Source organism: Hymenobacter sp. UYCo722, from assembly GCF_040547115.1.
Taxonomy (GTDB): Bacteria; Bacteroidota; Bacteroidia; order Cytophagales; family Hymenobacteraceae; genus Hymenobacter.
The window spans coordinates 332,639-358,699 of sequence record NZ_JBEPPC010000001.1 but is presented as its reverse complement, the minus strand read 5'-3'; the positions used below and the strand labels follow the sequence as shown (position 1 = coordinate 358,699).

Here is a 26,061-nt window from a genome sequence, read left to right as displayed (position 1 = left end):
TAAGAAGAAATTACGCTCCCACCGGCTCCCCCAACACCTCCTTCTCAATCCACCTTCCATCCTCGCGCATCAGCTCAATCAGGTCATCAACGGCCCGTTCTTCGGGCACTGATTTCTTGATGACTTCCTGGCCGCGGTAGAGGGCAATTTTTCCCTTGCCCACGCCTACGTAGCCGTAGTCGGCATCGGCCATTTCGCCGGGACCGTTCACGATACAACCCATGATGCCGATTTTAATGCCCTTGAGGTGGTCGGTGCGCTTGCGAATCATGGCCGTGGTTTCCTGCAGGTCGAACAGGGTACGTCCGCAGCTGGGGCAGCTGATGTATTCGGTTTTGCTCATGCGGGTGCGGGCCGCCTGCAGAATGCCAAATGAGAGCTGGTTAAGCACGTCGATGTCGCGCAGCCAGGTCTCCTGCTCCTGATTGGGCAGCAGGTCAGCGCAGAGGGAAATACCGTCGCCGAGGCCATCGATGAGCAGGCCGCCCACGTCGGTGGCGGCGTCGAGCTGGGTTTGAGCGGGGTTTTCGAGGGTATAGCAGCGACGTACCACCACCGGGCAGGTAATGCCGCCGTTGATGAGCTCGAAAAAGGCCCGGCGCAGCTCTGGCATAGCGTGGGCATTGCCGGTTTCGAGCGTCAGCACCACAGCGTGGTCTACGGCCAAGTGCTGGAGCATCTCGGGCGTGAGGGCTGCCAAGTCCGCCAGCAGGAAGTTGAGCTGGGGGTGACGCTGCGCGGGCGTGGTGGCCAGGTAAGCGTCGGGCGTCATCAGCGGGAAGTGCTCGGGACGGCGGCCCGCGTCGCGCCAGGCAGTAAAGGTCACGATTTCCCTCAGGCCGTTGGGCAGCATATAGGGCACGGGCCGCTCGCCGGTGTAGATGTAGTCGGCCCCGAGGTCGCCCATCTGGAATTTATCGAGAAAGGGCGAATACAGGTGGCCGGCCGCGCGCAGGTCGGCGTATTCCAATTGCGGCAGGCGCGACAAGTCAGCCACCACGCGGGGCACGTTCTGCCCCCCAAAGTTGGCCACTTCGTGGGTGTGGCGGCGGAAATACTGGAACGGATTAATAGGCTCCTCGCCCACCAGCGCTTTGATGGGCCGGGCAGTAGCGGCACGGCCCGTGTACCGGTCAATCAGCATGCGGGCCACGGGGGCTTCGGCTTCGGGGGCTTCGGTGAGCGACACCCGCACGGTATCGCCCAGGCCGTCTTCGAGCAGCGTGCCGATGCCCACGGCGCTTTTGATGCGGCCGTCTTCGGCCTCGCCGGCTTCCGTCACACCCAGGTGCAGCGGGTAAGGCTGCAGGCCTTCCTCGTCGAGCTTCTGCACCAGCAGGCGGTAGGCTTGCACCATTACCTGGGTGTTGCTGGCCTTCATGCTCAGCACCACGTCGTAGTAGTTTTCTTCCTCGCAGAGGCGCAGGAATTCCAGCGCCGACTCCACCATGCCCAGCGGTGTGTCGCCGTAACGACTCAGAATCCGGTCGGATAGCGAACCGTGGTTGGTGCCGATGCGCATGGCGGTGCCGTGCTGCTTACAAATTTGAACCAGCGGCCGGAACCGCTCGCGGATGCGCTCCACCTCAGCCGCGTAGGTGGTATCGGTGTATTCAATCTCCTCAAATTTCTTTTTGTCGGCGTAGTTGCCGGGGTTCACGCGCACTTTCTCCACGATGCGGGCGGCCAGCTCGGCGGCGTTGGGCGTGAAATGAATGTCGGCGATTAGCGGCACGTTGCAGCCACGCTTGCGCAGCTCCTTCTTGATTTCCAGCAGGTTCTGGGCCTCCTTCATGCTGGGCGCGGTGATGCGTACGTACTCGCAGCCGGCCTCGACCATGCGCAGGGTCTGCTCCACCGAGCCCATCGTGTCCATTGTATCCACGGTGGTCATGCTCTGCACGCGGATGGGGTAGTCACCGCCCATCGGCACGCCGCCAATGTTAACCACGCGGGCCACGCGGCGCTTGTATTCGGTGAGGCTGGGGCAATACGTTTTATTCATGAGCCAAAAACCAGGGGAGACCGGCTAAAGTTGCGCCGTGCGGCAAAGGTAAAGCGGGAGCGGCCGGCACCGTAGCGCGGGCGCGCGATTGAATTGGCTGACTGAGCAGCTGGTGCCTTCCTTTCCCCTTGGGCTACGGATAGCCCGGCCCACGCCTGACCAGGTTTCTGCAACGCCCGGGCCGGTCAGCCCGATTTTTGCAATTGAATGAAGAGGCGGTTATGCGGCTTGGAATGAGGCCTTGTCTACGTTCTTTTATACCGCAATACAACCTCAACCCCACCCCACATGAGTACGCCCAGCTATGATGCCGTCGTCGTCGGTTCCGGTCCCAATGGTCTGGCGGCGGCCATTGTGATGCAGCAGGCGGGCTTATCGGTACTGCTGCTCGAAGGCAAGCGGGAAATCGGCGGCGGACTGCGCACGGCCGAACTCACCCTGCCCGGTTTTCGCCACGACATCTGCTCCGCCATTCACCCGCTGGCGGCGGCCTCGCCTTATTTCCAGACCCTGCCGCTGGCCCGCTACGGGCTGGAATACCTCACGCCCCCTATAGCTGCCGCGCATCCATTCGACGACGGTACCGCCGCCGTGGCTGCGTCGCTGCCCGACACCGCCCGCAGCCTTGGCCTTGATGCCGAGGCCTATCAGCGCCTGCTTGGCCCGCTCGTGGCCCAGTGGCCCAACATTGCCAACGACGTGTTAGCTCCGCTGCATTTCCCCCGTCACCCGCTCGATATGGCCCGGTTTGGCCTCTCCGCGCTGCTCCCGGCCACGGTGTTGGCGCGGCGCTTCAGCGACGAAAAAGCCAAAGGCCTATTTGCCGGCATGGCCGCCCACGCCATTCAGCCACTGAGCAACCTTACCACTTCAGCCGCTGCCCTGGTGCTGCTCATTGCGGCCCACCGCGGCGGCTGGCCCCTGCCCAAAGGTGGCTCGCAGGCCATTTCCGATGCGCTGCTGGCGCATTTCATAGCCCTGGGCGGGCGGGTCGAAACCGGGACTTACGTGCGTTCGCTGGCGCAGCTGCCAGCGGCGCGGGCCGTGCTGCTCGATGTCACGCCGGCGCAACTCCTCCAGATTGCCGGGCACAGCCTGTCGAGCATTTACCAGTGGCAGCTGCGGCGCTACCGCTATGGCATGGGCGTATTCAAAATTGATTGGGCGCTGGCCGAGCCGATTCCCTTCACCGCCCCCGAATGTGCCCAAGCCGGCACCATTCACCTAGGCAACACGCTGGCTGAAATTGCCGCTAGTGAGCAGGCTTCGGCGCAGGGGCAGCACGCGGCCCAGCCCTTCGTGCTGCTGGCCCAACAAAGCCTTTTCGACGCCACCCGCGCCCCGGACGGGAAGCACACCGCCTGGGCCTACTGCCACGTCCCCAACGGCTCGCGCGTGGACATGACCGCCGCCATCGAACGTCAGGTCGAACGGTTTGCGCCCGGCTTTCGCGCGCGCATTTTGGCCCGCCACACCTTCGACACCACCCAAATGGAGGCGTACAACCCCAACTACGTGGGCGGCGACATCAACGGTGGGCTGCTCGATATCGGCCAGCTGTTCACCCGCCCGGCCTTGCGGGCCTCACCCTACCGTACCTCGCAGCGGGGGCTGTACCTGTGTTCCTCGGCCACGCCTCCTGGCGGCGGCGTGCACGGCATGTGCGGTTATTACGCGGCCCGCCGCGCCCTGCGCGATATTTTCCGGCTGCCCGCGCCACCGCTGCACGGGGAGTAGAGCAGTCCTGCTCCGGCTGCGCGGAAGCTGGATGATTCTGGCCTTTTTATCAGGCCTTATCCCCGCCCATTTCCAGCACAATCTTACCGATATGGGCGCTACTTTCCATCAGTTCGTGCGCCGCTGAGGCTTCCGCTAATGGGAAGGTTTTGTAGATGACCGGCCGGAATTTACCGGCGGCAATCAGCGGCCAAACGTGCTTTTCTACCTCCGCCGCCAGCGCCGCCTTAAACTCGGCCGAACGGGGCCGCAGGGTGCTGCCCGTAATACTGAGGCGACGACGCATCACCTCCAGCGCGTTGAATTCGCCCTGGGCACCCTGCATGGCATTGATAAAAACCAACCGGCCATCATCCTTCAGCAGCCGCAGGTTTTTAGCAATGTAGTCGCCGCCAATCATGTCGAGCACCACGTCCACGCCCTCGGCATTCAGCACTTCTTCAAAGTCTTCGGCTTTGTAATTGATGGCCCAGTCAGCACCCAGTTCCCGGCAGGCGCTGCACTTGGCCTCATCACCGGCCGTGATGGCTACGGGGCTGCCCAGCGCCCTGGCCAGTTGAATGGCTGTGGTGCCAATACCGCTACTGCCGCCGTGCACCAGCAGCGTTTCGCCGGGCTGCAAGCCACCGCGCTGAAACACGTTATGCCAGACCGTAAACACCGTTTCGGGTAGCGCGGCGGCCTCTACCATACTCAGGCCCGTGGGCACGGGCAAGCAATGCCGAGCATCCACTGCCGCGTACTCGGCGTAGCCTCCGGCGGGCAGCAGCGCACACACCGCATCACCGGGGTGCCAACGGGCGACTTTTGCTCCGCAAGCTTCGACAATACCGGCAACTTCCAGGCCGGGCACCAGGCCGGCTACGTCGCCGCTGCCAGCGTATTTGCCCTGGCGCATCAGTACATCGGGCCGATTGACGCCGGCGGCCAACACCCGTATCAGAATTTCATATGCTGCCAGCTGCGGCTCAAGGTGCGGCTCAAGGTGGAGAACGTTGGGCCCGCCGGGCTGCTCGATGACGATAGCATTCATAAGTAGAGGAAGCAAAGTTTGGCCAGGCATGTGATGCATAAGCAATGGCACCGCTACTAACGGAAAACGGCTCCGAAGAGCCGTTTTATGTCACCTTTATTCACTTAAGCCTACCTTCCGGCCGCCTCGCGCAACTCCCTTACTTCGCGCTCCAAATCCAGCGTCCGGAACATCACCTTGGCTTCAAGGTCCGAGTAAGCGGCTTCGAGCTGCTCGCGCATCTGGTGCTGTTCCTGAATGTCGGTGCAGGTGCCAAACCAGGCGATGATTTCGCCATTCGCGCCCCGCCGCGGCAAGGCCTGGCCCAGAAACCAGCGGAATGACCCGTCTTTAGCCTTGAATCGGTATTCAATGCTATAGTCGTTGCCGGTGGCCAGCGAGCGGCCCCACACCTCGCGGGCGCGGTCACGGTCGTCGGGATGCAGCAGATTATTCCACATATCGGGCCCTACGCTGTCGGCTAGCACAAAGCCGGTAAAATCGGTCCAGCGTTGGTTGAAATAGGTATGAAAACCTTGGTTATCGGTAATCCAAACCAGTTGCGGGATGACATCAGCCAAAAACGTAAACTGTTCAGAACCAACCAGGCCTTGGCCAACATGGGTGGGCAACGTTACATTGGTCGGCATAGGGGCGGAATGGGAATCGCTCACGACTAAAACGAATAATGAAAGTGGAGAAAAATTAGCGGGCCCGGTTCAACTGCAGCTCCATCCCGGAAGCAAAGTAAAGATTGAGCTGGCTTTGCAAACCGTCGGCCGAGCGGCGCAGGCGCGTCACCAGCGCCTGGGTGGCCTCGTTGGGCAATTCAAAATTCAGATACGGGCGGTTGAGCATCTCATCGCGCATCACATCCCACTGCCCGGTTTGGGCGGGGCCGCTACCCGGGCAGCGCGCAACCAGCTTGCCGGGCGCGAGCTCCAGCTGACTGGCCAGCGCCAGCGGACTGGCAGGGTCGTTTTGGTTGAGGACGCGGTTTGCAACCTGCCATTCGCCCCCGAAATAATCGTCGGGCGAGTGTTGTAAGTTTATATCCAGCAGCAAATCTGACATGAGGGAGAAAAAGCAGGACGGAAAACTCGCGCGGCTACAAACGTTACGCGAAGGAACCGGCTTTTGTTGGTGCAAGTACCATTAAGGCAATAATCTTACCATATTGGCATTCGACTCGGCAAACCCCGACAGGGTTCAATACGTTCCTCCGACGCGTTAGCTATTCGGCCGCTAATCCCTTCAACTTATGAAAAAACCGTATTTTCTACCTTCCCTCGCCGGTCTGGCCGGGGCCGCCCGTTTTACTGGCCTGGCAGCCTGGCAAACCGGCCGCCTGTTCCGGCAGCTGGCCGCCCGCGCCCTCGATTCGGTGCAGGATGTGCTGCGCGCCGAAGTCGAAAAAGGCAACCTGAAACTAGTAGCCGATTTTCTGGCTGACAAGGCTCTGCCAGCCGCTCGCGTCCTGCTCATCGAACAGATGACCGTACGGCTACTGCTACGGCTGGGCCTGCGCGGTGCATTGGCCTCTAACGTAGTAGGCTGGGTGTTGCCCTTCGTGGTAGAGAAGCTGATAATGGCTGGTAATAAAAGCGGCTTGTTCGATAAATTGAAGGCCAATTCCACCGTGAGCGAAGCCCTGGGCAAGCTCGATGAGCTGCGCAGTGCCACCTGGAAAATGCTGGTACCCGACCCTGGCAGCAGCGCCGAAATGGTGGAAGATGAAGCCGCCACGCCTCGCCTGCCCCTGCTGCTGGCTGAGGCTAAGCCAACAACTGAGAAACGACTAACGCAGCCACCCGTGGCCGCTGAATAGCTTTCGACAACTCACAAAGCACGGTTGCTGTTTTCCGCAATCGATTGCAGGCGTAAACCAAAAAAAGGCACCCCACTGAGGTACCTCTTTCCCAATCGGGGCGCGGCGAGAATTCCCACCCAACACCGGACCCGATTCCGTTCCGAGGGAGTACTAGCGGCTGAACAACAGCTCGCGGTACTTCACCAGGGGCCAGTCCTCGTCGGCCACCATGCGCTCCAGCTTGTCAACTGCGCGCCGGATGGGCTCGAATTTCGGTTTTACCTGCTCGCAATACGCCACGGCCAATTCGCGGGCATCGCTGAGTTTGTTTACTTGTTTGCGTGCGGCGGTCATTTCGTCTACCGTGGTTTTGATGGTTGACACGTAGCGTGAAATGTCCTTAATCATGTTCAGCGTGGTCTGGCTGTGCTCATCATCAAGGCCCAGGTCGCGGAGGCCGCGCACGTTGTCGATAAGCTTGGTCTGGTAGGCCAGTGCCGTCGGGATGACGTGGTTGACGGCGAGGTCACCCATCACGCGGCTTTCAATCTGAATCTTCTTCTGATATTCCTCCAACAAAATCTCGTGGCGAGCGTGTAGCTCGACGTGCGAGAAAATGCCGTGGCGGGCAAACAGTTCGGCCGCGTCGTTGCGCACCAGCGCATCCAGCGCCTGCGGCGTGGTGGCAATGTTGTTCAGGCCTCGGCTGGCGGCCTCTTCCTTCCACTCATCAGAGTAGCCGTTGCCTTCGAAGCGAATATTTTTCGAGCTGATGACGTACTCGCGCAGCACTTCCACAATAGCTACTTCCTTCTTCTTGCCCTGCTCAATGAGCGCATCAACCGAGCCTTTAAGGTCGATGAGCTGGTCGGCAACGATGGTGTTGAGCACCGTCATAGCCGAGGAGCAGTTGGCCGATGAGCCCACGGCACGCAACTCGAACTTGTTGCCAGTGAAGGCAAATGGCGAGGTACGGTTGCGGTCAGTATTGTCGAGCAGGATGGGCGGAATCTTATCGATGCCCAGCTTGAGGTAGATGTTATCGCCTTTGTCGAGCGGCAGCTTGGCCGTGCGCTCCAACTCATCCAACACGCCATCGAGCATCGAGCCCAGAAACACCGACATGATGGCCGGCGGGGCCTCGTTGGCCCCCAGGCGGTGGTCGTTGCTGGCCGAGGCGATACTGGCACGCAGCAAGTCGGCGTGCGTGTGCACGGCCTTGATGGTGGTGATGAGGAAGGCCAGGAACTGGAGGTTCTCCTTGGGGCGGCGGCCGGGGGCGAGCAGGTTCACGCCGGTGTCGGTGCTCATCGCCCAGTTGTTGTGCTTGCCGCTGCCATTCACGCCAGCAAAGGGCTTCTCGTGCAGCAGCACTTTGAAGTTGTGGCGGTCGGCTACGCGGGCCATCACGTCCATCAACAGTTGATTGTGGTCGACAGCCAGGTTGGCATCCTCGAACGTAGGCGCGCACTCGAACTGATTGGGAGCCACCTCGTTGTGACGGGTGCGCAGCGGAATCCCGAGCAGGTTAGCTTCTTCCTCAAACTCCAGCATGAAGCCGTGCACGCGGGCCGGAATCGAGCCAAAGTAGTGGTCGTCAAGCTGCTGGCCCTTGGCCGGGCTGTGGCCAAACAGGGTGCGGCCCGTGAGCACGAGGTCGGGGCGCGCATCGTGCAGCGCCTTGTCAACCAGAAAGTACTCCTGCTCAATACCCAGCGTGGTGTTTACGCGCGAAACGTCTTTATCAAAGTATTGGCAAACGTCGACGGCGGCTTTCTCCAGCACGGCCAACGACTTCAGCAGCGGGGCCTTGTAGTCGAGGGCTTCGCCGGTGTAGGCCACGAAAATCGTGGGGATGCAAAGGGTTTTGGCCCCTACCGTCTCAATGATGAAGGCGGGCGAAGTGGGGTCCCAGGCGGTGTAGCCACGGGCCTCGAACGTGTTGCGAATACCCCCGTTGGGGAATGACGACGCATCGGGCTCCTGCTGCACGAGGGCCGAGCCCTTAAAGTTCTCAATCGGCCGGCCGTCGGAATTCAGGTCGAAGAAAGAGTCGTGCTTTTCGGCAGTAGCTCCGGTTAGCGGCTGAAACCAGTGCGTGTAGTGGGTAGCGCCCTTGGCCATGGCCCAGGTTTTCATGGCCGAAGCCACGGCATCGGCTACGTTGCGCTCCACGGCAGCTCCCTGCTTGGTAGCCGCCTGCAGTTTTTTGAAGTAGTCGCCGGGCATGGTGGCCCGCATGGCCTCCAGGTTAAACACGTTCTGCCCAAAGGTTTCGGAGCGGCGCTTGCTGCTCTCCACCGTGATGGGATGACGCTGGTTGACTAATTCGAGAGCCTTGAATCGCAGGATTGCCATGTAAAAAAGGAACCGGGTTGAAATACCAGTGGTGGATTGATGGGACAAAGATAAAGCAAAAAAGTATTTTTCTGGAAGTAGACCCAAAAATCTGAACCCTTTTTGAGAAAAAACAACCATTTATTAACCCAACCCCTTCCGCAAACGATACCGAAACGACAATTTCATTTCTAAAATGGCAAACGGTTGCTCATTCCTTGCTGCCCATGCTGCTCTCATCACTTACTATCTTTGGGGCGTGAAAAACCGCTTTGCGTTTCAGCCGCGCTACTTTTTGTTCTGGCTGCTGTTTTTTGAGTTGGGTCGGGGCTTTTTTCTGAGTTACCAGCACGTAGCAGCGGCGAAGCTGCCATCGGCCACGCTGCTGGCAACCTTCTGGTACGGGCTGCGCCTCGATGCCTCAGCTACCGCTTACATATGCCTGCTACCGTTTTTACTGTTGATGCTGGGCAGCTTACTGCCGCGCCTGCCGCTGCGCGGGTTGCTGGCCGGCTATTCGGCTACTATGGGCGTGCTGCTGGCTGTGCTCATGACGGCCGACCTGGAGCTTTATCGCTCCTGGGGCTTCCGGCTCGACGATACGCCGCTGCAATACCTGAACTCCCCGCAGGAAATGGCGGCTTCGGCCGGTAGCGCGCCGCTGGGCCTGCTACTGGCGGCGCTGCTGGCGCTTGGCGGCGCTGGCTGGCTCCTCTATAAAGGCGTGGTAGGCCGGCTGGCCCCGCTACCGGCATGGTTTGGGCGCGGCCGCGCGGCGTTGGCCTGCCTGCTGTACCTGGCGCTGCTGGTGGTGCCACTACGGGGAGGCACCCAGCAGATTCCCATCAACCAGAGCGACGTGTACTTCTCGCGCACCGCGTTTGCCAACCACGCGGCCCTAAACGCGCCCTGGAATCTGATGAGTGCCTTGGTGCTGCGCAACGAAGAACACCCACCGCAACCCTTCATGGCCGACAGCACGGCCCGGCGGCTGGTAGCGGGCCTGTACCCGCTGGCAGTGGGTGCCCCCGAAGCCCCCGACTCGACGACCAGCATACTGGCTGAGGCGCGACCCAATGTGTTGTTTATTATTCTGGAAAGCTTCACCAGTAAGCTTGTGGGGAGCGTGGGCGGCGAAAAGGGCGTGACGCCGGTACTCGATAGCCTGGCTCGTACGGGCGTGCTGTTCGATAATATTTACGCGGCCGGCGACCGCAGCCAGAAGGGCTTGGTATCGCTGCTGTCGGGCTATCCCAACCAGCCGACCACCAGCATCATCAAGTTTCCGCGCAAAACCGAGCAGTTGCCGCACCTATGCCGCTCGCTGGCGGCAGCGGGCTACCGCTCGCACTACTACTACGGGGGCGAGCTGGCCTTCGCCAACATGAAGAGCTACCTGCAAACCGCCGGCTACGAGCACCTGACCGAGCGGGCCGACTTCGCACAGGCCGACCAGAATTCGAAGTGGGGCGCGCACGACGGTGTCCTGTTCGACCGCATGCTGGCCGACCTGCGCCAGCAGCCCACTCCGTTTTTCGTCACAGCCTTCACCCTGAGCAGCCACGAGCCCTTCGATGTGCCCATGAAAACGCACTTTTCGGGGGCGGACGAGGTGAGTCAGTTCCGCAACTCGGTGTATTATACCGACCAGGAGCTGGGCCGCTTTTTGCGCGCTGCCCGGCGCGAGCCCTGGTACGCGCACACGCTGCTGGTGCTGGTAGCCGACCACGGCCACATTCAGCCCGGCAACTCGGCCAACCAAAGCCCCGACAAGTTTCGGATTCCGCTGTTGCTGGCCGGGGGCGCACTACGGCCCGAAGTCCGGGGCCGGCTGGTGCACACCATCGCCTCACAAACCGACGTGGCCGCCACCCTTTTGCGGCAGCTGCACCTGCCCGCCACCCCCTACGTGTGGAGCCGCGACCTGCTGGCCCCCCACCCCCGTCCGTTTGCCTACTACTGCTTCAACAATGGCTTTGGGGCCGTGTCGCCGCTGGGCTCGCTGGCTTTTGATAACGTGGGCCGCGCCGTGTGGGACCGCACGCCCACCGCGCCCGACTGGCAGCTCTACCTGGGCCAGGCCATGCAGCAGCTCACCCTGGAAGATTTCGCCCGCAAATAGCCGAACCGGGTTTCGGGCACGCGGAGCCGTTGCCGTACCTTTGCGCCCGCCATGCCTACTCCCCAATCCGTTGCCTTATACACGCTCGGCTGCAAGCTCAACTTTTCCGAAACCTCGGCCATCGGCCGGCAATTCGAGGAAAAAGGATTTGCCAAAGTACCCTTCGAAGCCGGAGCCGACCTCTACGTTATCAATACCTGCTCCGTGACGGACCATGCCGACCGCAAGTGCCGCAAGGTGGTGCAGCAGGCCCTCAAGCACAATCCCGACGCTTTTGTAGCCATCGTGGGTTGCTACGCCCAGCTCAAGCCGCAGGAAATTGCCACCATCCCGGGGGTGAGCGCGGTGCTGGGCGCGGCTGAAAAATTTCAGCTGGTGGAAATTCTGGCCGATTTCCAGAAGCCTGCGCCGGGCCAGCCCGGGGCCGTGCACGCCTCGCCCATTAGTGAAGCCACCGAGTTCGTGGCCGCTCATTCGTTTGGCGACCGCACCCGCACCTTCCTGAAGGTGCAGGACGGCTGCGACTACACCTGTTCGTTCTGCACCATTCCGCTGGCGCGGGGCGGCAGCCGCTCGGGCAGCGTGGCTAGCGTGGTGGCCCGGGCCGAGGCGCTGGCCACCACCGGCGTGCAGGAAATCGTGCTCACGGGTGTGAACCTGGGCGATTTTGGCTTGCAGGGCCCCGAGCGCGAGCGGCTGGAGAATTTTACCCAACTGGTGCAGGCCCTCGACGGGGTGGCGGGCATTCGCCGCTTCCGCATCAGCAGTTGCGAGCCCAACCTGCTCACCGATGGCGTGCTCGAAACCGTGGCCGCGTCGGCGCGCTTCATGCCGCACTTTCACATCCCGCTGCAAAGCGGTTCCGACAAAATTCTGGGCCTGATGCGCCGCCGCTACCGCCGGGCGCTCTACGCCAGCCGGGTGGCCCGCATCAAAGAGCTGATGCCGCACGCCTGCATTGGGGTAGATGTGATTGTGGGCTTCCCGGGCGAGTCCGAGGCGGATTTTTTAGACACCTACAACTTCCTGAACGAACTGCCCATCAGCTACCTGCACGTGTTTCCGTACTCGGAGCGGCCCGATACCCACGCACCCACCCTGCCCGGCCGCGTGGCCGACCGGGTGCGCCACGAGCGCACCACCCAGCTGCGTAGCCTCTCCGAAAAGAAAAAACGCTACTTCTACGAGCAGCACCTGGGCCTCGAAACGGAAGTACTGTTTGAAGATGATGTAACCGACGGAATGATGGAAGGCTTCACGCCCAACTACATTCGGGTGGCCGTGAAATATGACCCACTGCTGGTGGGCGAGCGCAAAACCCTGCGCCTCACCGCGGTGAATCCGAAGGGCATAATGGAAGCCGAAGAGATAGGTGTTTTCGCCTAAACCATGCTTTGCCGCGCCATGGCCAGCATCTCGCGCAGCATTTGCTGCTGCTCTAGCAGATGCTGATTGCGTAGCTCGGCCAATGCCAGCTGGTGCTGAAGATGTTGGGCATGAATAGCTGCCGCCACGTAAGCTTCGAGGCTGCTGGTTGGCGCAGGCACGAGCAGCGGACTAACTAATGGTGCAACCGGCATGGAAGTGCCATCAGCGACGGGCCGAGCCGGAGCCGGAATTTCAGCCTCCAGAACAGACAGTGGTGCGGTTGCCGGTGCAGCGGCAGCCAGGGTATTGGCGGGTTGGCGGGTGGCCGATATGGACCCTGCCCGGAATGGTCGCGCCGGTCGTTGCGCGGAGGCTGGGGCTACCGCTGCCGGAGCTTCCTGGGCTGCGGCCTCGGCAAGTGGTGCCGAGCCTGAAACAAGCGGCAGCACTGGGTTGCGGGTTGCGGGCTCATCTGCTCCGGGTATCCCGGCCACGGCACTGCTGGCCACAGCGGGCGGGCCCGCCACCACGGCGGTAGCCAGGGCTAAAGTGGCGGCGATTTCCTCGGGGTGCAGGCGGCTGACGGTGGGGCGGCGGGCCGCGCGGGGTGCCACGTCGGTCAGGTCGATGGGCTCGAAATCGGGCTCTGGAGCAGCGGGCTGCGCGGCAGCCACGCTGGGGCCGTTCAGGCCATTGCTACCAACCAGCATGGGCCCACGACCCAGCAGCAACCAGTCTCTGGATACATTTGGGTAAATCTCAAACACCTTGCACATGAGGTCGAAGCCGGGCTTGTTGCGGCCATCAATCAGGTGCTGCACCACACTGGCCGTTTTGCCCAGCGAGATGGCGAAGCTGTTTTTGGTGAGCCCAAACTGCTGAATGAGCTGGGCAAAGCGCTGGTCGATGGACGCAGCGGCAACAACGGGAACGGAAGCGGCCATGGCATTTGCACAAATGAGTGCTTGTGCAAATGTATAACTTTATCGTAACCCGATGCGCTTAGCGCCCTCCCGATGAACTTTTGAGCACGAGTTCAGCCAAGCGGCCCCGGGTTTGCAGGCGGGCGTAGGGAAAGCGGTAAGTATCGTCGGGGGTATCGGCGAGCATGGTGGCCGGCAGCCCTACCCGATAGAACAACAGCAGCGTGTGAGGCGTCAGTGCAAATTCGCCAAGGTCGGGCGCGGGAATTCCGGTGAGCGCGTCGGCAGTGGAAAAGCGCACTCGCCGCGTGGTAAAATCCCAGCCGAACCGCGCGGCCAAGTCGGACCGACCAGCGTGCTCACCCGTCGCGGTATCACCCAAAAACTCTCCGATGCGGCGGTTCACGGCCCCTTCAAGTCGCCGGGCCAGCTGCGCGGGCGGGTCGGCTATCAGCGCCGCCAGCGTCAGGCGCTGTCCGGTGCTTAGGTCGAACACCAAGTACACAGGCCGCTCGTAGTAGTAAGCGCCGTTAATCTCCAGCGTTAGTTTCAGCGAAAGCAGCGAGCCCTGGTTCAGCAAAGTCTGGAAACGCCCTCCGCGCAGGCAGCACGGCTGGCTGGCAATCTGGCGCAACTGCCGTGCCAAGGCCACCGTGGTATCAACTGGCGCGTCGGCGGCGCTCACCACGGCGCGGGCAATGGCGCGGTTAATCCGTTCAGCCGCTAACTCATCAGCCAGCCGAACCTGCGGCAAGCTGAATTGCGCGCCTTTGCCCGCACCCAGCACGGCAAAGATTTCGGCGCGGCCAAGAGCAGGTGTTTGCGCAACAGCGGGGAAGGTGGCACGCACCAGCCACGCCGCCAGCAACATCCCCGGCATAGCACTGCGGCGTGCGAAAAAACCCTTCATGTAGATTGCGGACTGCTGGAATAACTGATTTGCGAAGCAGAAATATACTAGCTCCGGGGCCATAAACCCACGTCGGCCCCGCTCCTACTCGTAGCGCAGCGAATCGATGGGGTCGAGCGCGGCGGCTTTGCTGGCAGGGTAGTAGCCCGAGGCCATGCCCACGCCCACGCAGATAACCAGCCCGACGACCATCCAGCCCCAGGGCACCAGAAACGCGCCCGAACCCACGAAACTGGCCACCGCGTTGCCGCCCATTACGCCGAGCAGAATGCCCAGACCACCGCCAATCAGGCAAATCACGATGGCTTCCATCAAAAACTGAAACCGGATTTGCTTGGCCGTGGCCCCCAGGGCCTTGCGAATCCCGATTTCGCGGGTGCGCTCCGTCACCGACACCAGCATTATATTCATGAGGGCGATGCTGGCCCCGAGCAGCGTGACGAAGGCAATGATGCTGCCGCCGACTTTCATCTTGCCCGAAATGGCATCCAGGTCCTTCACCAGCGACTCGCTGCTTTCGGCCACGAAGCTGTCTTCCTGGCCCAGCTTATCCTGGCGCACGGCGCGCATGATGCCGGTGGCCTGGCCCATCAAAAAATCGAGCGCGGCGGGCTTGTCGGTGGCCGTTTTCACGTCGAAGGTGAGGGCGCGCTGGCGGGGCAGCTGGTTGCCGGCTTCCAGCGGCAGCAGGGCCAGGCGGTCGGAACCGCCGCCGCCAGCCCCACTGCCGCTTTTTTCGAGCAGGCCCACGATGAGGAAACGACGGCCCAGGGCGTTAACGTAGCGTCCCACGGGCGGCACTTTCGGGAACAGCTTGGCCCGGATTTCATCGCCAACAATCAGCACGTTGGCCCCGCTATTCAGCTCGGCCTGCGAGAAAGTGCGCCCGGCAGCCAGGTTATAGCCCTGGATTTTCAGGTAATTCTCATCGCCGGCCACCACCTGCATGTTGGGATTGGTTTTGGTGCCATTGGCTTTCATCTCGACAGCCCCGGCAACAAAGGCCGACAGGCCCACCTGCGCCTGGTCGCCCATGGCGGCCTTGTAGCGCTTGGCCTGCAAAAAATCGATGGGGGGGTAGCGTTTGGCCTGCACCCCGCCCCGCTGAAACCGATTGGTGTAGCCCTTGGCGTGAAGGTCGAAGGAGTTGGCCCCGAGGCTGGCGAAAGTGTCGGAGAGCGAATTTTTCATCGCATCGATACCGGTCAGAATGCCCACCAGCGCAAACAGGCCAATGCTGAGAATAAGGGCCGTGAGAATGGTGCGCAACAAATTGGCCCGGATGGAGCGAAAGGCTTCGCGGATGTTTTCGAGAGAGCTCATGGATAGGTGCACTAGCACGCAGGGTTTGCCGCGTGTTCGCCCAAAGATGGCGGGTAAGCAGCGAAAAGGACACGCTCCTCCTCAGGAAGGCTGCGGAACCAATTTGCGAGCCCGCCCCCTGAGGCAACCTCAAAGTTCGGCGGCCGCTCCTTAACTTGAACCACCCGAGTCGCAACCTCGTTGAGGCAGGGCAACTCTTTGGACTAAAAACGATGCTGCTGAAACGTCTTATCCTGTTTTTGCTCGTGGCCAGCGCCGGCCTCGCCGCCGCGCCGGCTGCCCGCGCCAACCACGTCCTCATCCCGATGGATAACACCCAGAAGGAGTGCCTGAAAGCCTATGGGGTGGCCTTCTGGCTGCTCCAGCGCGAGGTGCCCGTCGACTGGCTGCTCAACTACCGGGGCGGGGCCTTCGCCTTTGAGACCGGGGCCGGTGCCGAGAACGAGCTGGCCGTGCGCGGCGTGAGCTACCAGGTTATCAGCGAAGCCCAGTACACCAGCATTCTCCAGGAAATTGCCGAGCCCAACGCCAACATGGACGTGATGAAGCTGGAGAAGGTGCCCAAAATAGCGGTGTACACGCCCAAGGGCAAGCAACCCTGGGACGATGCCGTAACGATGGTGCTCGCCTACGCCGAAATCCCCTACACCCAGATTTACGACGATGAGGTGCTGAAGGGCGAGCTGCCCAAATACGACTGGCTGCACCTGCACCACGAGGATTTCACGGGCGAGTACGGCAAGTTTTACGCCACCTACCGCAACTACCCCTGGTACCAGCAGCAGGTGCGCGATGCCGAAGCCGCCGCCAAGCGCAACGGCTTCGCCAAGGTGAGCGTGATGAAGGGCACGGTGGCCACCAAAATGCAGGAATTTATTGCCGGGGGCGGTTTCCTGTTCGCCATGTGCTCGGCTACTGACTCGTACGACATTGCCCTGGCCGGCTTGGGCATCGATATGGTGGAAACCATGTACGATGGCGACCCGGCCGACCCCGCCGCGCAGTCCAAGCTCAATTTCAACCGGTGCCTGGCCTTTCAGAATTTCCAGCTCGAGCGCAACCCTTATCAGTACGAGTATTCCAGTATCGACATGCAGCCCAATGAGCGCGGCCTGGGCGAGCAGAATGATTATTTCTCGCTTTTCACCTACTCGGCTAAGTACGACCCGGTGCCCACCATGCTCTGCCAGAACCACGACAAAACCATCCACGGCTTCATGGGCCAGACCACGGCCTTCCGCAAAAGCCTCATTAAGTCGGATGTGATTGTGATGGGCGAAACCAAACAGACCGGCGAGGCCCGCTACATCCACGGCACGCTGGGCAAGGGCACCTGGACCTTTTATGGCGGCCACGACCCCGAAGACTACCAGCACCTCGTGGGCGAAGAGCCCACCGACTTGGCCCTGCACCCCAACTCGCCCGGCTACCGCCTGATTCTGAACAACATTCTGTTTCCGGCGGCCAAAAAGAAGAAGCAGAAAACCTAAGGTCCCGCTGCCCAGCAGTGCCCCGACTATGAAAGTAGCCGGGGCTTTTTTGTTGAATGGCGGTGCCCATCGGCCGTCAGCTACTGAATGCCTCCTGCCCTGCCACTCGGGTTTGCTTGCGGTACTAACGCATTTTTCAGGTTCATGTACGGGATGTGGGGATGCTAAGCTTGGTATCGCCTCATGTGCGAATCGTTGAATGTAGGGACGCAAAGGGTCGCGCCTTTACACCCCGTGTACCATCTTGTAATCTGCACTAGGTCCTCGTTTTGTCGAGCGTACCGGCTATTTCAGCTGCTAACGGGCGACCAGCGCCAGAACGGTTTGGCCGTAGCACCCATAAGTTGTAAATTTCAGGACTCTACCCACTAGCCGTTCGAGAACCGTGTACCGGAAGCTTATTCTTACTTTTCTGATGGGGGTGTTTAGCCTCGCCGGCTTCGCCCAGGCTTTCCTGGCTGCGCCCGATTCGGGGGCGTCGCCCGCACCGCGTCACCCGGGGCGGGCCGTGGCGTGGCGCATTGCCGTACCGTCGGTGCTGGTGGGCGTGGGCGTGCTGGCCCACAGTCCCCGCTTCAACCAAATTATGTATCAGGCCAAGCTCGACATGCAGGCCGAAACGCAGGAAGCTTTTGGCACCCTCGATGCCCACGGCATCGACGACTATACCCGGCACGTACCCTTGGCCATCGCCTACGGCCTGATGGCTACCGGGCATCCCGGTGCGCGCCCGGCCGTGAGCTTCACCCTCATCTACCTGCTGGCCCACGAGCTCGACGAAGGGGTGGTGAGCAACCTCAAGCGCCTGAGCGCCGAGCCTCGCCCCTACGACCCGCGCGACCTCACCTCGTTTCCATCGTCGCACACCTCCCAGGCTTTCCTCACGGCCACGCTGCTGCACGAGCAGTATGGCCGCCAGTATCCGCTGGTGAGCGTGGCCGGCTACGCCGTGGCCACCGCTACCGGCACCATGCGCGTACTCGGCAACAAGCACTGGGCCACCGACGTGCTGGCCGGGGCCGGCATCGGCTTTATGGCGGCCGAAACCGTGTGGCGCGTGTACCCGGTACTGGTGCGGCTATTGCCCACCAAGCTGAGCACGAAGCTGCTGGTAGTGCCTACCTACTCGGCGGGCCAGGGCGGCGGGTTGGCCATGGCGCTGCAATTGTAAGCAGCAGCACTGCTAACGGGTCATCCGGGCCACCGGGCCGGCCGTGAGGGTGGCCGTGGTGCACCACCGGGTAGGCAGCACGGTGTTGTTGGCCCGCAGCTCGATGATGACTTGGGCTGCTACGGTGCTGGTAATGGAAGCGGGCCGCACGGTAATGGTAGCAATGGGAACGCGCTGGCGCGGGGCCGGAACTTTGGCGGCGGTGGGCACGGCCCATTCCAGCACAACCAGAGTTTCTATTTCATCGGCTGCGCTGGCCGGGCCTTCAGGCTCTTTGTAGCTGGGATGGGGGGTGTCGAGGTGTGGCATGACAAAAAAATGCAGAAAAAGATGATAAGGGGCGGGAAAGCGCGGACCATCATCAGTAAATATTGCGAATTATTGGCAATATCCGGCTCGGGCCGCCCGGCATTTTCCCGTTGAGGTGCTAACCCGGCCGCCGCTTCCGGGGTTATCTTTGTGTCCAGCCGGTTTTCGGCACACTCTTTCGCCCATGACAATTACTAAAGAAGCCGTTCTCAAAGCCCTGAGCTACGTGGAAGAGCCCGACCTTGGGCAGGACCTCGTCACGCTCAACATGATTGAGGACATCGAGATAACCGGCCTCACCGTGGCCTTTACCGTGGTGCTCACCACGCCCGCCTGCCCGCTCAAGCAGCTTATTCACGATGCCTGCGAACGCGCCATCCACACGATGGTTGACAAGGAAGCCAACGTGGTGATTACGATGACCTCGCGCGTGACCACGCTGCGCAACAACCGGGGCGACCTGCTGCCCGGCGTGAAGAACATCATCGCCATTGCTTCGGGCAAGGGCGGGGTGGGCAAAAGCACCGTGGCGGCCAACCTGGCAGTGGCCCTGGCCGCTACCGGGGCCAAAGTCGGATTGGTTGATGCCGATATTTCCGGGCCCAGCATGCCCGTCATGTTCGACGTTGAAGACCAGGCCCCGCACGTCTTCCAGGGCCCAAACGGCAAGAACCTGATTCAGCCCATCGAAAAATACGGGGTGAAGCTGATGAGCATTGGCTTTCTGGCCCCGGCCGAAAGCGCCATTGTGTGGCGCGGACCAATGGCTTCGTCGGCGCTCAAGCAGTTTATCACCGAAGTGGACTGGGGCGAGCTCGACTACCTGTTGCTCGACCTGCCGCCCGGCACCTCCGACATCCACCTCACGCTGGTGCAAACCGTGCCCGTAACCGGGGCCGTGATTGTGACCACGCCGCAGAAAGTGGCGCTGGCCGACGCCCAGAAGGGCTTGCAGATGTTTCGACAGCCGCAAATTAACGTGCCCGTGTTGGGCGTGGTCGAGAACATGGCTTGGTTTACGCCGGCCGAGCTGCCCGATAACAAGTACTTTATTTTTGGCGAAAACGGCGGCCGCGAGCTGGCCACCCGCCACGACGTGCCACTGCTGGGCCAGTTGCCGCTGGTGCAGAGCATCCGTGAAAACGGCGACCAGGGCCGGCCGGCCGTGCTCGACCCCGAGTCGGCGGTGGGCAAGCTTTTTGCCGACCTGGCCGAGGCCGTGGCCCGGCAAGTAAGTATTCGCAACAACGTGGCCCCAAAAACGGCCGTCGTGCAGATGAATCCCTAACCTACCCGTGGAAAACCTAACCCCCGTCCCCGTCTTCGACCACCCGCTGATGCCCCGTATCGAGGCCGCGCTAAACACTCTGCGCCCCTACCTGGCCACCGACGGCGGCAACGTGCGCGTAGCCAACATCACCCCCGAAGGCGTGCTCCAGCTCGAATGGGAAGGGGCCTGCGGGGCCTGTCCCATGTCGCCCATGACACGCGCCGGCCTGGAGGACACCGTGAAAAAGGCGGTACCCGAAATCACGGCCGTGGAGGCGCGATAGGCTTTTCCGCTGCTGCCCTCCACGAAGAGAACGTCATGCTGAGCGCAGCCGAAGCATCTCGCTCGGGGCAGTAATCCATTCAATTGAGTTACTTCCACACGCGAGATGCTTCGGCTGCGCTCAGCATGACATTTTTCTAGCCTCATCCGCCTGCCCTTTCCCCTTCCAACCCATTCCCTTATGCCCAACGCGCTGAACTCGCCCACCCTCCGCTCCTGGATTGACATTCGCCCCGACAGCGACTTTCCCATCCAGAACCTGCCGTTTGGCGTGTTTGAAACCGAGGAGCGCGGCCCGCGCCTGGCCGTGGCCATTGGTGGCTACGTGCTCGATTTGTACGCGGCCAGTCAGCTGGGCTTCTTCCAAGACCTGACTGAGCTGGCCGATGCCCAGCCCAAAGTGTTTCGTCGCCGCTCGCTGAACGCCTTTCTGCGGCTGGGCCGGCCCGCCTGGCGGGCCGTGCGCGAGCGCGTAAGCGAACTGCTGCGCCACGATGAGCCCCGCCTGCGCGACCACGAAGAAGCCGTGCATGCCTGCCTGCTGCGCCAGACGGAAGTGCAGATGCTGCGCCCCGTGAAACCAGCCAACTACACCGATTTCTACAGCAGCATCGAGCACGCCACTAACGTGGGCATCATGTTCCGCGACCCGGCCAATGCGCTGCTGCCCAACTGGCGCTGGCTGCCCATTGGCTACCACGGGCGCACCAGCAGCATTGTAGCCTCGGGTACGCCCGTGCGGCGGCCCAGCGGCCAGCGCAAGTCCCCCGATGAAGCCGTGCCCACGTTCGGCCCCAGCCGCCAACTCGACTTTGAATTGGAAATGGCTTTCGTAGTCGGTAGTGGCAATGAGCTGGGTGCGCCGGTAAGTATTGATGACGCCGAAGCGCATATTTTCGGCCTCTGCCTGTTCAACGACTGGAGCGCCCGCGACCTGCAAAGCTGGGAATACGTGCCACTGGGGCCATTTCTGGGCAAGAGCTTCGGCAGCAGCGTGGCACCGTGGGTGGTTACGCTCGATGCGTTGGAGCCCTTCCGCGTGGCGGGCCCGGTGCAGGAGCCAGCCCCGCTGCCCTATCTGGCCCAAAGCGGCAGCCACAATTTCGACGTGCACCTCGAAGTAGCCCTCACCCCCGAGGCCGGCACCGAAATCATTATCAGCCGCAGCAATTTTGGCCTCATGTACTGGAGCATGGCCCAGCAGCTGGCCCACCATACCTCCAACGGCTGCAACCTCGAAGCCGGCGACCTCTGCGCCTCGGGCACTATCTCGGGCACCACTCCCGACTCGCTGGGCTCGATGCTGGAACTGGCCTGGCGCGGAACCCGCCCCTTGGTCCTGCCCGATGGCGCGGAGCGTAAGTTTCTGCTGGATGGCGACACGGTAACGATGCGCGGCCACGCCACGAAGGACGGCGTACGCATCGGCTTCGGGGAGGTGCGCGGCACGGTGTTGCCGGCACTCTGAGTAACCTCGCAATTTTAATCAAGTCCGGTCCCCAACAAAAAGTCCCGCTGGTTTGCAGCGGGACTTTTTGTTGGGGACCGGACTAAAAATGAAAGAAGCATCAGGGGTTTTTGCTGCCGGCTGCTGCTGCCGGGGCGGGCGGCGGCAGGCCCGCCGGCACTTGGTGCACCACTACCACAAAGGGAAACTCCCCCTTCATCTGGCTGTAAAGCGTCACGTCGAAATCGGCAGATTGGTAGCGCACGGCTTCGCAGCTGGGGCAAGTAACGGGCTGGGCAACGAGCTTGCGGGCTTTGAGTTCGGAGCGCAGGTCGCGCAGGCAGCTGGCTTGGGTGGTTTTAAATACCACATCCTGGCCGGGCCGTTGGGGGCGCACCAACATGCGGGCCGTAGGGGCTGATGCGCCCGCCGGGGTAAACGCCCAGGAAGCATCTTTAGCCGCCGGCGTGGCCCCTACGAAAGTCCAATCGACCGAGACATGGTCGGTCACGACTTTGCCCGAGGACTGTGCCATGGGGTCGGCCCCAATAGCCAGCAGGTCGCTCAGGGCAATGCATTGCGCATGCGCCGGCACCGTGAGCACCGCTAGAATAGCCAGGCAACAAATAAAAAGATAAGCTCGCATTGGGTGGGATATAAAAGGCAAAGGTCGTTGATTCGGGCCGATAGACAAAAAGCCGGCCGAATTCCTTTCGCAGTTTCCCTCTAAGATAAAATATTTTTCGCAGCAAAATCGTGTTTCTGGCCAGCCTCAATCCACGACAAGGCCAACGGTAGCGAAATAAGCCTAAAGCTCATGTGAATCGGCACCGGCTATCTCGCCGGCACCAACTTAAGATATCATGAAGCAGGCCTGCGCTTAAAATAGGGAGCCTTGCTGCCCCGGCCCGGCAACTGGCAGAACCACCCCTAACGCTTCGCCCGGAGCCACCGGTCCGGCAGTTTCCGGCTCGGTACCGGGCAACAGGGCCATCAGCTCGGTTTCTGAGATGATGGGCACCTTGAAGCCCAGGGCTTTCTCACGCTTGGCGGGCCCCATGTTGTCGCCGGCCACCAGGTAGCTCAGCTTTTTGCTGATGGAGCCCGTGATTTTACCCCCGTTGGAGGTAATGAGCTGCTGCAGCTCCTCGCGGCTGTGATGCTCGAACACGCCCGAGAGAACGAACGTGAGGCCGGCCAGCCGGTCAGAGGCGGGCACGGGGGCTTCGCCGGTAACCTCCAGCTGCACGCCGGCCCGGCGCAGGCGCTCAATCAGCTCGCGGTTTTCGGGCTGCTGAAACCAGTGGGCGGCGGCCTCGGCAATCACGCCGCCTACTTCGGGCACGGCGGCCATGTCTTCGGCCGAAGCGACCATTAGTGCGTCAATGCTGCGGTAGTGGGCGGCCAGCTTCTGAGCCACGGTTTCGCCCACGTAGCGGATACCCATGCCAAACAACACCCGTGGAAACGGCACTTGCTTGCTGGCCTCAATGCCGGCCAGCAGGTTGTCGATGCTCTTTTCGCCCAGGCGCTCCAGCGTCACCAGCTCGGGCCGGCGGGCGGGCAGGTCGTAGATGTCGGCCGGGGTGCGCACTATTTCCAGGTCGAAAAAACGCCCCACCGTTTCGGCCCCTAATCCGTCAATGTTGAGCGCTTTCCGGCTCACGTAGTGTTCGAGCCGGGCCTTGAGCTGGGGCGGGCAGCCGCGCTCGTTCGGGCAGCGGAAATGGGCCTCGCCCTCGGGGCGCACCAGCGGGGTGCCGCAGGCCGGGCAGGCCGTGGGGTACTCGATGGGAACGGCATCGACGGGCCGGGCGGCCAGGTCGACGCCGGTGATTTTGGGAATGATTTCGCCGCCTTTCTCCACGTACACCGTATCGCCGAGGCGCAGGTCGAGCAGCTCTATTTGATTGGCGTTGTGCAGCGTGGCCCGCTTAACGACGGTGCCGGCCAGCGCCACGGGCGTGAGCACAGCTACCGGCGTAACGGCCCCCGTGCGGCCCACGTTGTACAGCACGTCGTTCAGGCGGGTGCGGGCGGCTTCGGCCGGGTACTTATAGGCAATGGCCCAACGCGGGCTTTTGGCGGTGTAGCCCAGCTGGTCCTGCTGGCGCAGGTTATCGACTTTAATCACGATGCCATCGGTGGCCACGGGCAATTCGAAGCGTTTTTTGGCCCAATAATGCACAAATTCGAGAACCTCCTCCATGGTGGAAGCCCGCCGCCAAGTGTCGGAAACGGGCAGGCCGTACTGGCTCAGGGCTTCGAGGGCGGCGCTGTGGCTGGCGAAGTGGCGGCCGGGCGTGAGGAGCGAGTACGCGTAGAAACGCAGCTTGCGGGCCGCCACCTGGGCCGAATTCTGTAGCTTGAGGGTACCGCTGGCGGCATTGCGCGGGTTGGCCAGCAGGGCCTCGCCATTCTGCTCACGCTCGGCGTTCAGCTCATCGAACACGGGCAGCGGCAGGAATATTTCGCCGCGCACCTCGAAGTCATCGGGCTGGTCGGAACCGGGGCGCAGGGCCAGCGGCAGGGTTTTGATGGTGCGTACGTTGGCCGTGACCACGTCGCCCCGGGTGCCATCGCCGCGCGTCACGCCTTGCGTGAGCTGGCCGTGCTCGTAGCGCAGGCTCATGGCCACGCCGTCAATTTTCAGCTCGCAGACGTAGGCGTAGGGCGCGCCCTCCAGGCCCTTCTGCACCCGCTCATCGAACTCGCGCAGGTCGTCTTCGGAGTAGGTGTTGCCCAGGCTGAGCATGGGAAAGCGGTGCTCGGCCGTGGGAAACTGCTTGGTAATGGTGCCGCCCACGCGCCGGGTGGGCGAGTTGGGCAGGGCTAGGTCTGGGTAGGCAACTTCGAGTACTTGCAGCTCGGCCAAGAGCTGGTCAAACTCCTGGTCCGTAACTTCCGAAATATCAAGCTGATAATACTGATGATTAAGGTGATGCAGGCGCTCGGCGAGGGCCTGCATCTGAGATTGAATGGTTGAGTTTTCGGGCATGGCAAGGGTGCCGGGCGCGGCACTGCGGTGGGGCAATCGGACTGAGCCTGCAAGCTACGGCAACCCATCAAAACACGCACGGCCACAAAAAAAGCCGCCCGGGGGGCGGCTTTGGCAGCGGTTTCAGGCTCAGCGGATAAAGGCTAGTTTAGCACCCGCACGCCATCGGCCAAAAAAGTGAGCTGTTGCTCATCCTGCGTGATGGCGGCTATTTCCTGGTCGGTTTTGCCGGCATCCTGGGCGTAGTGCTGCAACTCGTTTTTGGGCACGGTGCTGCGGTAGGCCCAGCCGCTTACCACTACTTCGTGGCCGCTCAAGTCCTTGGGCACAAAAAAGCCGTAGTCGCGGAACCGGACGCGCATTTCCTGGCCGTCGGCGGTGGGCAGGGTCATCCAGCAGCCGCGGGCCTGGCACACGGCCGAAGCCTTGCCTACCAGCTTCACCTGGGCCGAGTCGCGCTGGCCGAGGGCCACGGGCAGCGCGCTCATGGGCAGCGCCCCAGCGGAGGTAACAGCCGCGCCGTAGGTCTGGCCGGGAATGGCCGGGGCTACCGCAACTCCGGCTTCTTCGTCTTCGCCCTCGGCGGCGGGAGCCATCGCCCCCGCGCCTTTAGGTACGTCGGCATTATGGCCGTTCACCTCCTGCTGGCCCTGCTCGATGGGCAGTACGGGGTTGATGGGTGCAGAGGGAAACAAGCGGAAATAAGCCAGAATCAAAACGAGGACAATGGCGAAAGAAACGAGGAATTTCATGGATTTAGCAAAAAAGTACGAGTTGGTTCCAGACGACCGGACTTAACTCAAAAACAGATTATTGGCTGATAACGACAGCCTTGCCCAGCTTCTGCGAGTAGGCCATGCGGCGCTCGGCCCCACCGGCACCAGTGTAGTCGAAACCCACGGCGGTGGGGTCGTCGCGCAGGGTGGTCCAGGTTTTGGCATCCAACTCGGCGGGCTGCGCAGTGCCGGCGGGTACGGCGGGCTGCGCGAAGCGGCTGGGCGTAAAAAACGAATTCATTCCCTGCAAAATGGCTATTTCCTGGTCGCGCACGCTGGCCGAGCGGGCCAGGCCGGCATCGGCGTGGCTGAGCAGGGCGCGGGCGGGCAGCACCTCGTGCCGAATGGTGTCGCCCATGTTATTGGTCACAATGAAGTGGGCCTGACTGGTGAGCACCCGCTCGCCACGCAGCTGCAACACGAAATTATCGTTGCTGTTAGGGTCGGAAAAAGCGTGGCTGGCGCGCACCGTGTTGAGCACAGTTTTGCCGTTGATGCGGGTACGGCTGCCGGCGGGTGGCGGCGTGTAGGTAGCACGCGGGTCCTTGGTCGAAGTACTGGCCTCGCGCTCAGTGCTGACGCACGAAGTGAGTTGAAGTGAGCAGCTGGCTACCAGCAAGGCCAGGCTCGAAATCTTAAAAAATGGGGCTTTCATATGGGAGAAAAACGCGGGCCGCCGGGGCTCCGGTTGGGCGAAGGTATGGGGGAAATAGAATGCGTTAATATGCCCTTCACGAAAAGGTGCACATCCTGACGCACGAGCAGCATGAT

22 protein-coding genes are annotated in these 26,061 nt (G+C 61.8%); 9 read left to right on the top strand and 13 right to left on the bottom strand.

Features of this window, described 5'->3' with window-relative positions; all coding sequences use genetic code 11:
• Window positions 1-10: 10 nt before the first annotated feature.
• The gene (gene ispG, locus ABIB44_RS01580; RefSeq protein ID WP_354582866.1) at window positions 11-2,005 is read right to left on the bottom strand and encodes a (E)-4-hydroxy-3-methylbut-2-enyl-diphosphate synthase; all 1,995 of its coding nucleotides are present in this window, start codon (window positions 2,003-2,005) and stop codon (window positions 11-13) included.
• Window positions 2,006-2,293: 288 nt separating this feature from the next.
• Between ispG and ABIB44_RS01575 the strand changes: the two genes are divergently transcribed.
• On the top strand, window positions 2,294-3,742 hold the full coding sequence (locus ABIB44_RS01575; RefSeq protein WP_354582865.1) for a phytoene desaturase family protein: 1,449 nt from the start codon (window positions 2,294-2,296) through the stop codon (window positions 3,740-3,742).
• 49 nt (window positions 3,743-3,791) lie between these two features.
• On the opposite strand, the gene ABIB44_RS01570 is transcribed toward ABIB44_RS01575, so the two are convergent.
• The 3 genes from ABIB44_RS01570 to ABIB44_RS01560 all read right to left on the bottom strand — a co-directional run bounded on the left by ABIB44_RS01570 (window position 3,792) and on the right by ABIB44_RS01560 (window position 5,828).
• Window positions 3,792-4,775, bottom strand: coding sequence for an NAD(P)H-quinone oxidoreductase (locus ABIB44_RS01570; protein ID WP_354582864.1), 984 nt, complete (start codon window positions 4,773-4,775; stop codon window positions 3,792-3,794).
• Between the two features lie 110 nt (window positions 4,776-4,885).
• Complete coding sequence (locus ABIB44_RS01565; protein WP_354582863.1) at window positions 4,886-5,404, bottom strand: PAS domain-containing protein; 519 nt, start codon at window positions 5,402-5,404, stop codon at window positions 4,886-4,888.
• A 55-nt stretch (window positions 5,405-5,459) separates the two neighbouring features.
• A complete protein-coding gene (locus ABIB44_RS01560) occupies window positions 5,460-5,828 on the bottom strand; it encodes a hypothetical protein (RefSeq protein ID WP_354582862.1) in 369 nt (122 codons plus the stop codon).
• Window positions 5,829-6,015: 187 nt separating this feature from the next.
• Between ABIB44_RS01560 and ABIB44_RS01555 the strand changes: the two genes are divergently transcribed.
• Window positions 6,016-6,582, top strand: a complete 567-nt coding sequence (locus tag ABIB44_RS01555) for a hypothetical protein (protein WP_354582861.1) — start codon at window positions 6,016-6,018, stop codon at window positions 6,580-6,582.
• A 153-nt stretch (window positions 6,583-6,735) separates the two neighbouring features.
• On the opposite strand, the gene ABIB44_RS01550 is transcribed toward ABIB44_RS01555, so the two are convergent.
• Window positions 6,736-8,922: a glutamine synthetase III family protein gene (locus ABIB44_RS01550; protein WP_354582860.1), complete on the bottom strand. Its 2,187-nt coding sequence runs from the start codon at window positions 8,920-8,922 to the stop codon at window positions 6,736-6,738.
• 238 nt (window positions 8,923-9,160) lie between these two features.
• On the opposite strand from ABIB44_RS01550, the gene ABIB44_RS01545 reads away from it, so the two are divergent.
• Window positions 9,161-11,023 carry an LTA synthase family protein gene (locus ABIB44_RS01545; protein WP_354582859.1) on the top strand — a complete coding sequence of 621 codons (1,863 nt, stop codon included), beginning with the start codon at window positions 9,161-9,163 and terminating at the stop codon, window positions 11,021-11,023.
• Window positions 11,024-11,074: 51 nt separating this feature from the next.
• Complete coding sequence (mtaB, locus tag ABIB44_RS01540) at window positions 11,075-12,409, top strand: tRNA (N(6)-L-threonylcarbamoyladenosine(37)-C(2))-methylthiotransferase MtaB (protein WP_354582858.1); 1,335 nt, start codon at window positions 11,075-11,077, stop codon at window positions 12,407-12,409.
• Here mtaB and ABIB44_RS01535 read toward each other — a convergent pair.
• From ABIB44_RS01535 to ABIB44_RS01525, 3 genes are all read right to left on the bottom strand, one after another.
• Window positions 12,406-13,335, bottom strand: a complete 930-nt coding sequence (locus tag ABIB44_RS01535) for a hypothetical protein (RefSeq protein ID WP_354582857.1) — start codon at window positions 13,333-13,335, stop codon at window positions 12,406-12,408. The two genes, mtaB and ABIB44_RS01535, sit on opposite strands and share 4 nt — an antisense overlap.
• A gap of 58 nt (window positions 13,336-13,393) precedes the next feature.
• Window positions 13,394-14,224 carry a hypothetical protein gene (locus ABIB44_RS01530; protein ID WP_354582856.1) on the bottom strand — a complete coding sequence of 277 codons (831 nt, stop codon included), beginning with the start codon at window positions 14,222-14,224 and terminating at the stop codon, window positions 13,394-13,396.
• 84 nt (window positions 14,225-14,308) lie between these two features.
• The gene (locus tag ABIB44_RS01525) at window positions 14,309-15,547 is read right to left on the bottom strand and encodes an ABC transporter permease (protein WP_354582855.1); all 1,239 of its coding nucleotides are present in this window, start codon (window positions 15,545-15,547) and stop codon (window positions 14,309-14,311) included.
• A 212-nt stretch (window positions 15,548-15,759) separates the two neighbouring features.
• Between ABIB44_RS01525 and ABIB44_RS01520 the strand changes: the two genes are divergently transcribed.
• Together ABIB44_RS01520 and ABIB44_RS01515 are read left to right on the top strand one after the other, a co-directional pair.
• Window positions 15,760-17,037 (top strand): asparagine synthetase B, encoded by a 1,278-nt coding sequence (locus ABIB44_RS01520; protein WP_354582854.1) that lies wholly within the window; start codon window positions 15,760-15,762, stop codon window positions 17,035-17,037.
• A 421-nt stretch (window positions 17,038-17,458) separates the two neighbouring features.
• Entirely contained in the window at window positions 17,459-18,208 is a 750-nt protein-coding gene (locus tag ABIB44_RS01515) for a phosphatase PAP2 family protein (RefSeq protein ID WP_354582853.1), read from the top strand.
• 12 nt (window positions 18,209-18,220) lie between these two features.
• Here ABIB44_RS01515 and ABIB44_RS01510 read toward each other — a convergent pair whose 3' ends face one another.
• Window positions 18,221-18,517: a hypothetical protein gene (locus ABIB44_RS01510; RefSeq protein ID WP_354582852.1), complete on the bottom strand. Its 297-nt coding sequence runs from the start codon at window positions 18,515-18,517 to the stop codon at window positions 18,221-18,223.
• A 184-nt stretch (window positions 18,518-18,701) separates the two neighbouring features.
• Here ABIB44_RS01510 and ABIB44_RS01505 point away from each other — a divergent pair, with 184 nt between their 5' ends.
• From ABIB44_RS01505 to fahA, 3 genes are all read left to right on the top strand, one after another.
• The gene (locus tag ABIB44_RS01505; RefSeq protein ID WP_354582851.1) at window positions 18,702-19,805 is read left to right on the top strand and encodes an Mrp/NBP35 family ATP-binding protein; all 1,104 of its coding nucleotides are present in this window, start codon (window positions 18,702-18,704) and stop codon (window positions 19,803-19,805) included.
• Between the two features lie 49 nt (window positions 19,806-19,854).
• Entirely contained in the window at window positions 19,855-20,070 is a 216-nt protein-coding gene (locus tag ABIB44_RS01500; protein ID WP_198069023.1) for a NifU family protein, read from the top strand.
• 180 nt (window positions 20,071-20,250) lie between these two features.
• Complete coding sequence (gene fahA / locus ABIB44_RS01495) at window positions 20,251-21,537, top strand: fumarylacetoacetase (RefSeq protein WP_354582850.1); 1,287 nt, start codon at window positions 20,251-20,253, stop codon at window positions 21,535-21,537.
• A 100-nt stretch (window positions 21,538-21,637) separates the two neighbouring features.
• Here fahA and ABIB44_RS01490 read toward each other — a convergent pair whose 3' ends face one another.
• The 4 genes from ABIB44_RS01490 to ABIB44_RS01475 all read right to left on the bottom strand — a co-directional run bounded on the left by ABIB44_RS01490 (window position 21,638) and on the right by ABIB44_RS01475 (window position 25,945).
• The gene (locus ABIB44_RS01490) at window positions 21,638-22,162 is read right to left on the bottom strand and encodes a hypothetical protein (RefSeq protein ID WP_354582849.1); all 525 of its coding nucleotides are present in this window, start codon (window positions 22,160-22,162) and stop codon (window positions 21,638-21,640) included.
• 234 nt (window positions 22,163-22,396) lie between these two features.
• Window positions 22,397-24,514 (bottom strand): NAD-dependent DNA ligase LigA, encoded by a 2,118-nt coding sequence (gene ligA, locus ABIB44_RS01485; RefSeq protein WP_354582848.1) that lies wholly within the window; start codon window positions 24,512-24,514, stop codon window positions 22,397-22,399.
• Between the two features lie 143 nt (window positions 24,515-24,657).
• Window positions 24,658-25,266 carry a DUF4920 domain-containing protein gene (locus ABIB44_RS01480; RefSeq protein ID WP_354582847.1) on the bottom strand — a complete coding sequence of 203 codons (609 nt, stop codon included), beginning with the start codon at window positions 25,264-25,266 and terminating at the stop codon, window positions 24,658-24,660.
• Between the two features lie 58 nt (window positions 25,267-25,324).
• The gene (locus ABIB44_RS01475; RefSeq protein ID WP_354582846.1) at window positions 25,325-25,945 is read right to left on the bottom strand and encodes a hypothetical protein; all 621 of its coding nucleotides are present in this window, start codon (window positions 25,943-25,945) and stop codon (window positions 25,325-25,327) included.
• Between the last annotated feature and the right edge of the window lie 116 nt (window positions 25,946-26,061).

Excerpts from the sequence above, each read along its gene's own strand:
- ispG (WP_354582866.1), bottom strand. The coding sequence starts at position 2,005 with ATGAATAAAACGTATTGCCCCAGCCTCACCGAATACAAGCGCCGCGTG.
- ABIB44_RS01575 (WP_354582865.1), top strand. The coding sequence starts at position 2,294 with ATGAGTACGCCCAGCTATGATGCCGTCGTCGTCGGTTCCGGTCCCAAT.
- ABIB44_RS01570 (WP_354582864.1), bottom strand. The coding sequence starts at position 4,775 with ATGAATGCTATCGTCATCGAGCAGCCCGGCGGGCCCAACGTTCTCCAC.
- ABIB44_RS01565 (WP_354582863.1), bottom strand. The coding sequence starts at position 5,404 with ATGCCGACCAATGTAACGTTGCCCACCCATGTTGGCCAAGGCCTGGTT.
- ABIB44_RS01560 (WP_354582862.1), bottom strand. The coding sequence starts at position 5,828 with ATGTCAGATTTGCTGCTGGATATAAACTTACAACACTCGCCCGACGAT.
- ABIB44_RS01555 (WP_354582861.1), top strand. The coding sequence starts at position 6,016 with ATGAAAAAACCGTATTTTCTACCTTCCCTCGCCGGTCTGGCCGGGGCC.
- ABIB44_RS01550 (WP_354582860.1), bottom strand. The coding sequence starts at position 8,922 with ATGGCAATCCTGCGATTCAAGGCTCTCGAATTAGTCAACCAGCGTCAT.
- mtaB (WP_354582858.1), top strand. The coding sequence starts at position 11,075 with ATGCCTACTCCCCAATCCGTTGCCTTATACACGCTCGGCTGCAAGCTC.
- ABIB44_RS01535 (WP_354582857.1), bottom strand. The coding sequence starts at position 13,335 with ATGGCCGCTTCCGTTCCCGTTGTTGCCGCTGCGTCCATCGACCAGCGC.
- ABIB44_RS01530 (WP_354582856.1), bottom strand. The coding sequence starts at position 14,224 with ATGAAGGGTTTTTTCGCACGCCGCAGTGCTATGCCGGGGATGTTGCTG.
- ABIB44_RS01525 (WP_354582855.1), bottom strand. The coding sequence starts at position 15,547 with ATGAGCTCTCTCGAAAACATCCGCGAAGCCTTTCGCTCCATCCGGGCC.
- ABIB44_RS01520 (WP_354582854.1), top strand. The coding sequence starts at position 15,760 with ATGCTGCTGAAACGTCTTATCCTGTTTTTGCTCGTGGCCAGCGCCGGC.
- ABIB44_RS01510 (WP_354582852.1), bottom strand. The coding sequence starts at position 18,517 with ATGCCACACCTCGACACCCCCCATCCCAGCTACAAAGAGCCTGAAGGC.
- ABIB44_RS01505 (WP_354582851.1), top strand. The coding sequence starts at position 18,702 with ATGACAATTACTAAAGAAGCCGTTCTCAAAGCCCTGAGCTACGTGGAA.
- ABIB44_RS01500 (WP_198069023.1), top strand. The coding sequence starts at position 19,855 with ATGCCCCGTATCGAGGCCGCGCTAAACACTCTGCGCCCCTACCTGGCC.
- fahA (WP_354582850.1), top strand. The coding sequence starts at position 20,251 with ATGCCCAACGCGCTGAACTCGCCCACCCTCCGCTCCTGGATTGACATT.
- ABIB44_RS01490 (WP_354582849.1), bottom strand. The coding sequence starts at position 22,162 with ATGCGAGCTTATCTTTTTATTTGTTGCCTGGCTATTCTAGCGGTGCTC.
- ligA (WP_354582848.1), bottom strand. The coding sequence starts at position 24,514 with ATGCCCGAAAACTCAACCATTCAATCTCAGATGCAGGCCCTCGCCGAG.
- ABIB44_RS01480 (WP_354582847.1), bottom strand. The coding sequence starts at position 25,266 with ATGAAATTCCTCGTTTCTTTCGCCATTGTCCTCGTTTTGATTCTGGCT.
- ABIB44_RS01475 (WP_354582846.1), bottom strand. The coding sequence starts at position 25,945 with ATGAAAGCCCCATTTTTTAAGATTTCGAGCCTGGCCTTGCTGGTAGCC.